The organism is Chryseobacterium pennae (genome assembly GCF_003385515.1).
Taxonomy (GTDB): Bacteria; Bacteroidota; Bacteroidia; order Flavobacteriales; family Weeksellaceae; genus Chryseobacterium; species Chryseobacterium pennae.
Map to the genome: position 1 here is coordinate 14,558 of NZ_QNVT01000021.1, position 12,997 is coordinate 27,554.

The 12,997-nt window shown below is 34.5% G+C and carries 10 protein-coding genes and 3 tRNA genes; 2 read left to right on the forward strand and 11 right to left on the reverse strand.

The window, feature by feature from the left end:
• Positions 1-395: 395 nt before the first annotated feature.
• From DRF65_RS19130 to DRF65_RS19140, 3 genes are all read right to left on the reverse strand, one after another.
• Positions 396-1,826, reverse strand: coding sequence for a tetratricopeptide repeat protein (locus DRF65_RS19130; RefSeq protein WP_123947392.1), 1,431 nt, complete (start codon positions 1,824-1,826; stop codon positions 396-398).
• A gap of 37 nt (positions 1,827-1,863) precedes the next feature.
• Positions 1,864-3,285, reverse strand: a complete 1,422-nt coding sequence (locus tag DRF65_RS19135; RefSeq protein WP_115972353.1) for a tetratricopeptide repeat protein — start codon at positions 3,283-3,285, stop codon at positions 1,864-1,866.
• Between the two features lie 107 nt (positions 3,286-3,392).
• Entirely contained in the window at positions 3,393-4,820 is a 1,428-nt protein-coding gene (locus DRF65_RS19140) for a tetratricopeptide repeat protein (protein WP_115972354.1), read from the reverse strand.
• Between the two features lie 487 nt (positions 4,821-5,307).
• Here DRF65_RS19140 and DRF65_RS19145 point away from each other — a divergent pair, with 487 nt between their 5' ends.
• On the forward strand, positions 5,308-5,790 hold the full coding sequence (locus DRF65_RS19145) for a GNAT family N-acetyltransferase (RefSeq protein WP_115972355.1): 483 nt from the start codon (positions 5,308-5,310) through the stop codon (positions 5,788-5,790).
• Positions 5,791-5,831: 41 nt separating this feature from the next.
• Here DRF65_RS19145 and DRF65_RS19150 read toward each other — a convergent pair.
• From DRF65_RS19150 to DRF65_RS19190, 8 genes are all read right to left on the reverse strand, one after another.
• Positions 5,832-5,904, reverse strand: a tRNA-Lys gene (locus tag DRF65_RS19150).
• A 252-nt stretch (positions 5,905-6,156) separates the two neighbouring features.
• Positions 6,157-6,858, reverse strand: a complete 702-nt coding sequence (locus DRF65_RS19155; protein WP_185148475.1) for a DAPG hydrolase family protein — start codon at positions 6,856-6,858, stop codon at positions 6,157-6,159.
• Between the two features lie 250 nt (positions 6,859-7,108).
• The gene (locus DRF65_RS19160) at positions 7,109-7,909 is read right to left on the reverse strand and encodes a helix-turn-helix domain-containing protein (RefSeq protein WP_115972356.1); all 801 of its coding nucleotides are present in this window, start codon (positions 7,907-7,909) and stop codon (positions 7,109-7,111) included.
• Positions 7,910-8,053: 144 nt separating this feature from the next.
• Positions 8,054-9,289 (reverse strand): collagen-like domain-containing protein, encoded by a 1,236-nt coding sequence (locus DRF65_RS28305; protein WP_123947393.1) that lies wholly within the window; start codon positions 9,287-9,289, stop codon positions 8,054-8,056.
• 20 nt (positions 9,290-9,309) lie between these two features.
• Positions 9,310-9,792 carry a T9SS type A sorting domain-containing protein gene (locus DRF65_RS19170; protein ID WP_115972357.1) on the reverse strand — a complete coding sequence of 161 codons (483 nt, stop codon included), beginning with the start codon at positions 9,790-9,792 and terminating at the stop codon, positions 9,310-9,312.
• A 163-nt stretch (positions 9,793-9,955) separates the two neighbouring features.
• Positions 9,956-11,023 carry a glycosyltransferase family 2 protein gene (locus DRF65_RS19175; protein WP_115972358.1) on the reverse strand — a complete coding sequence of 356 codons (1,068 nt, stop codon included), beginning with the start codon at positions 11,021-11,023 and terminating at the stop codon, positions 9,956-9,958.
• Positions 11,024-11,277: 254 nt separating this feature from the next.
• Positions 11,278-11,350 (reverse strand) — tRNA-Lys (locus DRF65_RS19185).
• A 68-nt stretch (positions 11,351-11,418) separates the two neighbouring features.
• Positions 11,419-11,491, reverse strand: a tRNA-Lys gene (locus DRF65_RS19190).
• A gap of 380 nt (positions 11,492-11,871) precedes the next feature.
• On the opposite strand from DRF65_RS19190, the gene DRF65_RS19195 reads away from it, so the two are divergent.
• Complete coding sequence (locus tag DRF65_RS19195) at positions 11,872-12,906, forward strand: S66 family peptidase (RefSeq protein WP_115972360.1); 1,035 nt, start codon at positions 11,872-11,874, stop codon at positions 12,904-12,906.
• Positions 12,907-12,997: the final 91 nt, after the last annotated feature.

The following is a 12,997-nucleotide window of genomic DNA, read 5'->3' on the forward strand; positions in this document are numbered from 1 at the left end:
CATCACAACAAAATACTGTATTACAATACATTACAAAAAAAAGCAAAAGAATTAAATAAAAAAATAAATATTACTGATTAACAAAATAGGTTAAGGAAATACATAAAGAAAAATGATACAAAACATTGTATAACGCTCATGATATATCACATCTGCCAGAGTAATAAAGCTATTTTTTTAAAATTTTCAAAGATCAGAACACAAAAACACAACAAAAGCCCAAAGCATTAATTTATAGACATTTAATCCTAAAAAAACTGCTGTAGTACTCGTGTAGTAGTCCTTTTTTTTAGTATTTGATTAAAAATTTTCAAATTTGAACAGAGAAAGCCAAATGGCGAAAAAAAACATTTCGAATACTGCCTGATGTGATGAATCAGGCAGTTTTTTTTATACTACGTTAAATCATCAAAAAAATGATACGTATCTGTTTCTGTCGGGATATTGAGTTTTTTCCGGATTCTGTACTTCTTCTGCTGAACCGTCCTATGCTGAACAAGGGTATAATGGGCAATTTCCTTGGAGGAAAAATGCATTTTCAGCAGGGCACAAAATGCCAGCTCAGAGTCTTCGAGATTGGGATTAATAGTTAAAAGATTACTGATGAACTTCGGATATGCTTCTTTAAACTGATTGAGAAATTCAGGATCATTGTTTCTGGCCAATTCCATAATTTCTTCATCTTTTTTATTGTTTATTCTGTTTTTTAAAGATTCTGATTCGAGTCTAAGGTTCTTCTTTTTCGTTCTCAGGATATTGATCACCTTCCAGGTATAGATTCCCAAAAGAAAAAGACCAGCAACAGACAGGAAAATAACCCATCTTATATTTCTTTCATGTCTTTCCGAATCTTTCTTTGCTTCCAGAATAAAAGACTCCATATCTTGGTTAATCGTTCTCAGCAATGCGCTATTGGTTTTATCTGTGGCATCCGCATAGAGCTGTAAATAATAATATGCCTTATCTTTATCTCCTTTATCCTCATAGAGCCACTTTAAATCATTGTAGATATACTTGGTATACTGAGCATAAATATGTCTCGTTTTCTTATCAATTTCTAAAGCCCTGTTTAAGGCTGCCTCTGCTTTATCAAACTGTTTCTTTTGAATATAGCCCTCTCCCAATATTGTATTTGCTGCAAGAGCATCTACATCCATAGCGACCTCCGGATTTGGATCTTCAATAATTTTCCGTAAATATATTTCAGCAGAATCCAATTTCAATTCAGCAAAACTGGTATAATGATTTCCAAAAAATAAATTGACCCGCCTTGAATGATCAATGCTTTTTGCTTTATATAGGTATAAAGTTGCTTCTTTATGTCTTTTTTTCAAATTAAGATAATCTGAACTATAGCCATAAGTTTCTGCCATAAGTTTTCGGGCAAATGCAGATTTTTGATCATTTTCAAGATACTTTATTGCTTTCGCATTATTTTGAAGAGCCTGATCTAGTCTTCTAAGCTCTGCATTAAAACGGGCATAATTGCTATTAAATACAGCTTTATGTAGATTATTGTCTGATTTTTTTAAAATTGCATCCGCGTTTTCAAAAAGGATTTGTGCTTTTTGATAATTCTCCAAAGTTGTATTTACTCTTGCCAGATTCACGTAACATAATGCCTTTCCTTCCTCATAGCCCATCTCTTCAGCCTGTCTGTAATAGTTTTTATTCAGATTGACGAGAGAATCATATTCTCCCAAATTCCGGAATCTATCATTCTTTTCCAACAACGGAATATCAAAACTGTTTTCATACTTTCGGTTGTCGGAACTGCATGAAATAAAAAAAAGAAGGAATATATAAGGAAAAATGCGGAACATCATACTTATTAATGGTGAGGTATTTTAAAAAAGCAATTAATCAACTGATATTATCAAAAAAAACATAAATATCTGTTTCGGTAGGAATATTCATTTTTTTTCTAATCCTGTATTTCTTCTGTTGAATAGTCCTATGCTGAACAAGCGTATAATTGGCGATTTCCTTGGAACTGAAATGCAGTTTCAGCATGGCACAGAAAACCAATTCTGAATTTTCAAGCCCGGGATTAATTTCTAAAATCTGCTCTATATATCCCGGATATACTTCTTTAAAACAGGAAAGAAACTCAGGATCATTCCTTTTGGCCATCTCAATGATCTCTTCATGCCTGTTATCATTAATCCGGTTCTTAAGATTTTCAGCCTCTGATTTCAGAGCCGCCTTTCTTCGTCTTAATGTATTGATGATTCTCCATGTATATATAGCCAACATGGAAAATCCTGCAAGAGACAGAAAAACAACCCACTGTACCTTACTTCTATGTTTTGAAGTATCATTTTTTGCTTCTGAAATAAAGGACTCCATATCCTGATTGATGGTTGCCAGTAAAGCAGTATTGGTCTTGTTTTTGGCTTCCGTATATGCACTCAGATAAAAATAGGCTTTTTCCTTATCCCCGGTTGATGCATATAAAGATCTCAGGTCATTATAAATATATTTGGTATACTGTGCAAAGATGCGCCTGGTTTTCTTATCAATTTCCAAAGCTGTCAGAAATTCTTTTTCAGCCTTATCATATTCTCCGTAAGCCATATAATACTCCCCCATCACCGTATGAATATTGAGGGCATTAGCATCTACTTTTTTGGACTCAATCATTCTATTGTAGGCTCTTGTTATATACTTATAGGCAGAATCTCTATTCCTATGCATGTATATGTAATCTCCTATAACACTCCCTACAATCCCATCCTGATCCAGAGCTCTTGCTTTATGAAGATACTCCAACGCAGGCTGATATTTTTTTTTGTGACTGTAACAAATCCCCTGTCGTAAGCAGATATTATAAAGAACTGCTTTTTTCAATTCAGAATTTTTGCTTTTCTCAATATTATTCAATGCCTCTTTGTTATACTCGAAAGCCTTATCCACTCTTCCCAATTCAAAATTGAGCCGGCTATAATTATTATAAAATATGGCTTTATGCAAAGAATTATCGGAGTCTCTCAGAATGTATTGAGCATTATTAAACAGAATATTGGATTTTTGGTAATTTTCCAATGACATATTAACCTGAGCTAAATTAATATAGCATAACGCTTTACCGTCTTTATACCCAATTTCTTCTGCTTTTCTATAGTATTTTTTATTAAGATTAACCAGAGAGTCGTACTCACCGGCAAGACGAAACTCTTCATTCTGCTTCATTAAGGGAATATCAAAATTCTTTTCATATTTCCTGGAATCAGGGCTGCAGGAAATCAAAAGAATGAGTAAAACAAAAAGAAGAATGCGTACCATAATGTTTTTCCCTTTAACTAAATGATGTATAAATTAAGATTAAAAAATGATTTTTCCGGACTTGTGGTGTTACATTTTCTTTAAATTATCTATATAAATTTTATTTTTCAACTATTTATTTTATCAAAAAAGTCATAAATATCCTCTTCTCCCGGAATATTAAGCCTTTTTCTAATCCTGTATTTTTTTTGCTGTACAGACCTGTGCTGTACAAACGTATAATCTGCAATTTCTTTGGATGAAAAATGAAATTTCAACATGGCACAAAAAGCCAGCTCAGAGTTCTCAAGATCCGGATTAATTTTCAGAAGAGCATTTATAAAATCCGGATACAGTTCTTTAAATTTCATCAGAAATGCAGAATCATTTTTCTTAGCAAGCTCAGTAACCTCTTTTAGCATTTTTGTTTTAACATGGCTCTTAAGTTCCTCTGTCTCTTCCTTTAGAGCTCTTTTTTTCAGCCTTTGAGCCCGAATTGTTTTCTTTACATATATCCCGGAAACGGTAAGTGCAGTAATGGATAATGCAATAGCCAAAGGCAGATCGCTTCTATGCCAATCCGATTCCGGTTTCATTTCAGAGATAAAATTTTCTGTGGCTTTATTCATTGTATTTATTCGGGCAACATCCAACCGCCCTTCTTCTTCCATATATTTTTGCAGATAATAATAAGCCTTACCACCATCATTTTTCTTTTTATAAAGCTCTGCAAGAGATTTATATACATTATTGATATGTGAAGAATATGTACGCCTTGTTTTTATATTGATTTCCAGTGCTTTTTTAAGTGCCTTTTCTGCCTGATCATTATTATTAATTTCATTATAATAGTATCCCATGGTGTAATATACCCAAAGAGATTCTGCATCACTGGTCTTTTCATTGAGCATCTTCTCTTCAGACCTTGCAATATAAATTCCGGCAGAATCCGGCTGATGTCTGAACAGATAATACTGGGCAACCATACAGTTGCTGTAAGCTGAGTTTTCTAATTTATTCCCCTTCAGAAAAGACTTTAGCGATGTCCCATACCAGCCTTTAAAAGCAAAACTACTTCCTTTATTGATATACAGTCTTGAAAGCAGTTTCTTTTTGAGTTCCGAGTCTTTTGCTTCTTTCAGGTAAAGAAATGCATTATTATTACATTCTATAGCCTTATCATATAATTTAAGATGAGCATAATACTGGCTATAATCATCATAAAATACAGCTTTATGAAAGCCATTTTCTGAGTTTTTAAGATCTTTTTCCGCTTTATCGAAAAAAAACAGCGCTTTTTCATAATTTCCGGCAGATATACTTACCTCTGCCATATTAAGATAACAAAGACCTATTCCCTCTTTATATCCCATTTTCGCAGCTTTTTTCAGATAATCGATATTCAGTTCAATAAGTGCTTCATATTCTCCGGAAAGTTGTAGATCTGAACTCTTTTTTATCAGCGCAGTATCAAAATTGTCTTTTTCTTTATCCTGAATATTTTTATTACAGGAAACAGCGCATAGCAACAGACCTATGCTTAATGCACAGACCATCAGCCTTCTTATGACTGTTGTATATGTTGTATTATTTTTAATAATGGCCAGCTTTTATTTCCCCTTTAAAACGCATACCTACCTACACATGCCTTAATAGATGAACAGAAAATATTATTTTATTGATTTTTGTGTCAATCTATATTATAAATATACATAATTTATATCATCAATGCTTATATAAAATCATGTGAATATGAAAAATAACATACTCCCTTTAGTTTTCTGCAACCTGGTTAATACATTAAATTCAAAATTGAAAATCAATATTTTATAATAGAAAATTGTTATCTATTCAACAACAGTTGTATGATTAAGTAACTCCCTGCTTTTTTATAATAAGACAGTCTGAAATAATATTTGTTACATTTTTCATTCAATTTTATCTGATAAATCTTATCCCTTTTTTCTTTACTATCAAAAAATACTGTTATATTCATCTTTTTTAAGAAATTAATTTTAAAACTTTTTATTATAAAAATCAACTATGAATATTGAATATCGGAAACTTCTGGCTCATGAAAGTAAAATATACAGGGACATCCGTCTGGAAAGCCTGGAACAGTTCCCTGATTCCTTTGCAGCCAGTTATCAGGAATCCCTGAAAACCGAAAAACTCAGCATGGAAATCAATATTGAAAATCAAATTCCAGGAAAGGTTGCCTTCGGTGCTTTTGCTGATCAAAGACTGATTGGCATTTGTATATTTGTTAAAAATGAAAACAACTCCGCAAGCATCTACCAAATGTATGTAAAGAAAGGCTTTCAGGGAAAAAATATAGGATCCGGCCTTGTGCAGGCTGTCATTCATGAGGCTAATGAGAAGTTTACTGTCAATGAAATATATTTAGAGGTCGCTGCTAACAATCATTCAGCATATCAGCTATACAAAAAGAATGGATTTAAAGACGTTAGCAATGAAAATGGATTAAACGATACTTCAGAGATTGTTATGAAATATACTATATAAAAACAAAAAAAGAACTACAGCTTTGTAGTTCTTTTGATCTGTGACCCGGCTGGGATTCGAACCCAGGACCCATACATTAAAAGTGTATTGCTCTACCAGCTGAGCTACCGAGTCGGTCACTTATTTTTTCAAATAAATCTCTTTGTTTAAGAGATTGCAAATATAAAAAAAAATCCTTTAAATCCAAGCTTCCACAAGCTTTTTAGCTAAAAAAAATATCTTTCATTCCTGATATGAATTAATAATTTTCACTGATCTTAACTCAGGTAAAAACTCAAATTTCTGATAATAAATAATTTGCAATAAAAAACGCAATGTAAAGCGAACATTGCGTACTCATAATTCTATTGTAAAAATTTATCTTAATTACCAAAGAAGAGGCGCTTTGTCCCCGTTCTTATTTTCAGCATAATAAAGAGAAGGAAGAACCTGGGCCAGATAAGTAAATTCACTATAACAATGCTCCATAAGCCCGAATCCAACTTCATCCGGCAGCTGATTTTCACTATCTGCCATTAATGCACCAAGATAAAAATGACTTCTCAAGGTAGAACCCTGCACCGTATCCCTGACTACGTGGAACATATAACCATCCACCGGATCACCGTTATCATCTAAAAGTGTATCTTCACCAAAGCCTATCCTTGCATACACCACTGCACTCACAGCCCCATCAGCATAAGCCTGGTTCAAGATATCCACATTAAATATTTCTGCAGGATCATGAAATTTTATAGTAGCAGACACCGGAGGGATATCACCCAGAGATTCTGTAGCATGTATGGTAGCCCCTATATAATTTTTATTTTTGATCCATTTGCTATCCCATCCACCGTGTTTCACATGGTCATGAGGGTGCCATAACTTAAGGTCTGCCGTTGTTTCAAAATATTTGAACCACCAATCCAGCATTCTTCCTTTACAATTGTGCAGAACATTTCTCATAGCAATGTGGAGCATCCCGTTCTCTAATCTCCTGATTCCTGCTTCCAAGGCTAAGGGTTTAGGAGATAAAAGAGCATTGATATCCCTGAACATGACTTCTTCAGTTTTTTTTGTTGGTTTCATACCTGATATTTTAATTAGATTATCTGATCTCTCAATTGAAGAACTAACAGTAAGGATTATTTTGCCTCTTCCCCACTCGTTTTCTGAACTATTGATTGATGTACAAATTTAAATCAGCAAGAACCTGAGACAGCAGTATTATTTTCTAATCCACCGGTACAATTTGGAAATTCAGGATCATCTGATTACCCAACAGCACCTGAACTGTAAAACATAAAATGGATCTGAAAAGTTAAAAGTATGCCTACATTTACAGGCAGGCATTATGTTTTTTGAATTCTTCGGGAGTCTGTCCTGTTTGTTTTTTGTAAAACCGGGAAAAATAGGCTGGATCTTCAAAATTCAGATCGAATGCAATCTCTTTTATGGTCAATTCTCCTGAAATCAGCATCCGTTCAGCCTCTACAATGACCCTTTCGTGTAATAGCTGTGTAAGGGTTTTATTCATTTTTTCCTTCAGAATCTGATTAATCCGTTTTTCACTGATCCCCATTTTTGAAGCATAAAATTCTGCTTTACGTTCAGTTTTATAATAGTCATCCATCAACATAATGAATTGATAGACCCGTTTCTGATGGATATCCTGGTTCAAAAAATAGTGTTGACTTGCACGAATCAGGTTTAGCAGAAAGACTTTCAGTAATGATTTTAGAACCAGATAACTTCCCATTGAGTTTTGATACTCTTTCTCAATCAATATTCTGAGGTATTGAAGTATTTCTACAACATCATTATCCAAACGAAGATGAGTGTACTGCCCATACATATTGAAAAGATTGAAAACATCCAACGCAAACTCCTTGTCACCTTCTTCCAGATATTCTCTTTTGAAGGCTATGACATAGCCCTCCTTATTTTCAAAACTTATTTTTTCAGAACGATACAAAGGAATTAAATACATAGAATCTCCGTCACTGGTTTCCGGATCATTCTTAAACCAAATCATTTCAAAAAAGTCAGCCCGCCGAGAATTCTCCATATAAGGATTCTGGCAGCGCTGAAGTTCAAAAAAGGCAAACTTTGACGGATCGATCTGGTGAATGAATTTCATATTCCTGATTCAATTTTGTAGCACAGTACAAATATACGTGACTATTAGGTGGGAATACAATAAAAAAAGAACCACCGAAACAGTAGTTCTTTGTATTTATGACAGCACGGAGGTGTGATTTTACATTTTTATAAAAAATTAACCTTACTTGATTACTGTAGCTTTAAAAGAAAAAGATAAGCCCGCAATAGAACCAGCATCATACATATAAACAGTTATCGTATTGGCGGATGTTACTTTAGCAATGTAGATTGGGGGGAAATCTCCTGTTGGAATATTGCCTAAAGGGTTTACAATAACCGCATCCCCTATTGCTGCTCCATTGACCGTTATTGTAAATGAATTCGGTGTACTAGCTCCCGGCATAGTCACAGTATTAGTTCCTGTTAGCAGTTGTGTTCCGCCACTACTGCTTGGCGTAGCCCAGGTTCCATCGCCTCTAAGATAAGTAGAAGAACCTGCAGTACCTGCAGTGGTCGCTATTTTTGCTACTGTTACAGAAGCATCTGCTATCTTGGTTGTAGTTATTTTATTGGTGCCAATGGTTAATGTACCAGAAGCATTTATAGTGGCATCTCCACTCATATTCACAGGAGTTCCAGGTGAAAAAGGCACTGATGAATTAGTCAAAATGAGTTGTCCTCCAGTGGTTCCATTAGAAAATCCAGCCCCGGTAATCCCAGTAGCTCCGGTAACTCCCTGGATACCTTGGGCACCTGTAACTCCTGTTGCACCTATTACCCCCTGAGCTCCTATAGGTCCTGTCGGACCAGTAATTCCCTGAATACCTTGAGCACCGGTAATTCCCTGTATACCCTGAACACCAGCGGCACCAGTAGCTCCCTGAATACCTTGTATACCTTGAGCGCCAGTAGCCCCAGTAACTCCTACTAACCCCTGAGCACCAACAGCTCCTGTCGGACCAGTAATTCCCTGAATACCTTGAGCACCGGTAGCACCTTGAGGGCCAGGAACAGAACTTCCCGAAGTTTTTGCATATAAAGCATAAGGCACGCTTAGCAACTGTGATACTCCTGTTATGGTATAATTATTTGCTCCGTTAGGATCTGTTTCCATTTTTATAAAGTAAATATCTGCTCCCCAGTTAATGGTAGAATACGAGCCACTTACTAAAGTCCCAGCACCAATTTTTGCAGTTACTAAACCATTCATATTGGTAGATTGAGATTGCGTCTCTGAGTATACTACAGTTCCTGCTGTGGAGCCTTTCAATATAGAAAATCTCATTCCTACAGTTTGGTTACTTACCAATTGATTACTTGAATTTCTAATAATAGCCTGATAGCTCATTGCATCCTGCACTTGTGAAAACATCAGAGCAGAAGTTAAAGAGGCTGCTAGAATGGAAAGCTTTTTCATAGGTAATTAGTTTTTATATTTTATTTGTTTTTTAGAACCTTAAAAATTTTGACATTCTTTCCCTCTTTTGATATTTTTAATAAATAAATTGAAGCGGGATATGGTGCCATTGTAATTTGAGTTTGCGACTGAGTTATGGATTGGCTTGTCAGTAATTTACCACTGCCATCAAAAAGATCATAGTGATATTTACTGTAATCTTTAAATCCGATTTTCAAATTAAGAATATCTGTTGTGGGATTGGGAAAAATAGCAAGGTTCAAATTGATTTCAACAATATCGACTCCTAATGTCGGTATGATTTCATAGGGCTGCTGAATACCAGCAGCAACACTTCCTGCAGAAGAAGTTATGGTTTCATAAAAACTTTGGCCAACAGAAGCTGCAACATTGCCTGTGGTCCCTGACATATCATTACCGCTAGTATTTACAATTTCCTGTGCAGAAATCTGAATAGAGAAACTAACAAGAAATAACGAAAGTGTAAAAAATGTAGTTTTCATATCATATAGATGTATATATTATTAGTTTTTCAATTATTCAAATACATAACTATATTATGACAACCATATTAATATATGATTAAAAATACAAATACTATATCAATCATATAACATTTTTCTTAATCATTCTACCATTTCATTTCATTTTAAAGCCTTGAAACAGCTAGATAAGTTTTCTTAAGTAGTCTCTATTTTGCTTTACAGAAGGACATTCCGATCTTGAAAGAGCAGCTTTTTCATTATATTCATCAGCTTTTTTATACTCACCTAAAAAAGACAGGCAGACACAGGCTTCAATATTAGGTATATATCCTGAATAATCAGAAAATACAAAACCTACCGAATGAGATATTGGCAGTCTTGTCGCCAGATCAAACCATTTAAAAGCCTGATTATAATCCTGTTTATCTTTATAGTAATAGCCTAATTCACAACAGATTTCCGGTCTGGGAATGTCATATTCGAAACTTTTCAGTAAAGTGGGTAAGATTTTTTCTTTAACACCATTTTTTTTATATTCAACAGCCAACTGCTGGCAACAGGTAATTACATCTTCTATCCAGCCTGATTCTGATGCTAAAAATTTTTCAAAAAAAGTTATTGCTTTATCTGTTTCATTGTGATCTTTCAATTCTCTTGCATAATAGTACAGCTGTCTTGCAGAAAATTCTTTTCCACTCTTTTCTAAAGCGCTATATATATCAATATTTCTTGTTGAAATCACTTTAGATTCTTCTTTTTTATGCCAGACTTCAATCTCAGTATAGTGTATATTGCCTATCAAAGGAATACATTCGTGAACAGGCTCAATCCATTGATAATTTTTGCTCTTCTTGAATAATCTCTCACGCGTTGAATAAAAAGCCGGGTTATTGTTTTGATCAAATGACAAAACGTATTTCATTGTGACAATCTCAATATCATCATTCAATGTTTCCTTCAGATCATTAATTTCCCTAACTGATTTTTCCGGGATAACATCATCAGCATCCAGCCACATCTGATAGTCCATAGTCGCTTTAGAAAATGCAAAATTACGGGCAGCAGAAAAATCATTAATCCATTCAAAATCAAAAACTTTTTCTGTAAACTTTTCAGCAATTTCTTTGGTTCTATCCGTAGATCCTGTATCTACTATAATGATTTCATCTGCAAATTTTGCTGCGCTTTCCAGACATCTGCTTAAAAATTTCTCCTCATTTTTAACAATTAAGCATACACTTATTTTCATGGACTTTTAATAATTTTTATGGATATAAATATACTAGTATTAATTGTAGATTATAATAATGAAGTCACCCTGCAATTCAGAGAAAGGAAAGACAATCACTTTCTCTCTTCAGGTAAACTAAATCTTTTGCTAGTCTGGAGTTTTGAGCCTGATTCTAAAAAAAGAAATAATAAAGGAATTGTAAGGAAATATATTTATCAAAAATAGTTGACAAAATAAAAAAGAACCACTGAAACAGTAGTTCTTTTTATTTGTGACCCGGCTGGGATTCGAACCCAGGACCCATACATTAAAAGTGTATTGCTCTACCAGCTGAGCTACCGAGTCGGTCACTTACTTTTTCAAGTAAATATTTTTTAAGATAAAAACCACTGAAACAGCAGTTTTTTAGTTTGTGACCCGGCTGGGATTCGAACCCAGGACCCATACATTAAAAGTGTATTGCTCTACCAGCTGAGCTACCGAGTCGGTCACTTACTTTTTTAAGTAAATCCCTTTGTTTAAGGGACTGCAAAGATAGAAAAATCTCCTTTAAACCCAAGTTTTTTTTAGCTTTTTTATCATAAATTTTTACTCTAAATCAGCAAACATCTGTTTATAAATTAATTATGTAATTTATTTTATAAAAAAAATACCCTGACATCGGATTGTTTAAATTTCACAGAATTTCTTTCTGAATCAAAATCTGTAAATATTCAAATAAAAGCCACTTCATTACTTTATTGCCGTTTGTTATTGTATTTCTTATAAAGATGTTCTATTTTTGGGCAAAGTGCCATACAGCGCTATTCTTAATTTATCTTTTCAATAAATAAATCATCTCAAAATCACAGTTTCTATTTTTATTTATGAAATTAATTACTCCCAAAAGATTATCCGATGGTGATAAAGTGGCAAGCATTTCTATGTCATGGGGTGCTGCCGGAGATTTACCACACCGATATTTAAAAGGTAAGGAACGATTGAATCAGATTTTCAATCTGGAAGTTACTGAAACTAAGCATTCCCTACAATCTGCCCAATGGCTCTATAATAATCCGGAAGCCAGGGCAAATGATCTTATGGAAGCATTTTCGGATCCATCTGTAAAAGCTATTATTTCAAATATTGGCGGTGATGACAGTATCCGGATGCTGAAATATATTGACCTTGATATTATTAAAAACAATCCCAAGATATTTCTCGGCTTTTCCGACAGTACCATTACTCATTTTATATGCCTGAAAGCTGGTTTAAGTTCATTCTATGGGACTTCCCTACTGGTTGGTTTTGCAGAGAACGGAGCTATGCATGACTACCAGATCAATGATATCAGACGAACTCTGTTCTCTCCTGCTGCTATCGGACAGGTTCATCCAAATGATGAAGGCTGGACTACTGAATTCCTTGATTGGTTCGATATTTCCCTTCAGGATGTAAAAAGAAAATTAACTCCTTCCACCGGATGGCGATTTATCAGAGGAAATTCTATTGTACAGGGACCACTGATTGGCGGTTGTATGGAAGTACTGGAAATGCTTAAAGGAACAGACTATTGGCCAGATTCTGAAGTCTGGAAAGACTCTATCCTGTTTTTTGAAACATCAGAAGGCAAACCAACCCCTGATTATATCAGATACTGGCTCCGAAATTACGCAGTAACGGGAATTCTGAAAAATGCCAAAGGAATTATTTTCGGACGGCCTTATGACAACCTCTATACTGAAGAATATGAAACTGAGCTGTTGAAAGTTCTGGACGAAGAAGGCTTAGATGATCTTCCGGTGATTACACAGATGGATTTTGGGCATACCTGCCCTACTTTCACCATTCCTTATGGAAAATTAGCAGAAATCAACTGTATTGATCAGACATTCTCTATCCTGGAAAACGGGGTTGTATAAAGTTTGACATTATATAAAACAGTTTCGGCGGGCCTTTGGCCCGCCGAAACCTTACCCATCATATCATTTTAATTTCGATAACTTTTAAATT

Bases quoted from the DNA above. Each gene is read 5' to 3' on its own strand.
- DRF65_RS19130 (WP_123947392.1), bottom strand. From the start codon at position 1,826: ATGATGTTCCGCATTTTTCCTTATATATTCCTTCTTTTTTTTATTTCA.
- DRF65_RS19135 (WP_115972353.1), bottom strand. From the start codon at position 3,285: ATGGTACGCATTCTTCTTTTTGTTTTACTCATTCTTTTGATTTCCTGC.
- DRF65_RS19140 (WP_115972354.1), bottom strand. From the start codon at position 4,820: ATGGTCTGTGCATTAAGCATAGGTCTGTTGCTATGCGCTGTTTCCTGT.
- DRF65_RS19145 (WP_115972355.1), top strand. From the start codon at position 5,308: ATGAATATTGAATATCGGAAACTTCTGGCTCATGAAAGTAAAATATAC.
- DRF65_RS19155 (WP_185148475.1), bottom strand. From the start codon at position 6,858: ATGAAACCAACAAAAAAAACTGAAGAAGTCATGTTCAGGGATATCAAT.
- DRF65_RS19160 (WP_115972356.1), bottom strand. From the start codon at position 7,909: ATGAAATTCATTCACCAGATCGATCCGTCAAAGTTTGCCTTTTTTGAA.
- DRF65_RS28305 (WP_123947393.1), bottom strand. From the start codon at position 9,289: ATGAAAAAGCTTTCCATTCTAGCAGCCTCTTTAACTTCTGCTCTGATG.
- DRF65_RS19170 (WP_115972357.1), bottom strand. From the start codon at position 9,792: ATGAAAACTACATTTTTTACACTTTCGTTATTTCTTGTTAGTTTCTCT.
- DRF65_RS19175 (WP_115972358.1), bottom strand. From the start codon at position 11,023: ATGAAAATAAGTGTATGCTTAATTGTTAAAAATGAGGAGAAATTTTTA.
- DRF65_RS19195 (WP_115972360.1), top strand. From the start codon at position 11,872: ATGAAATTAATTACTCCCAAAAGATTATCCGATGGTGATAAAGTGGCA.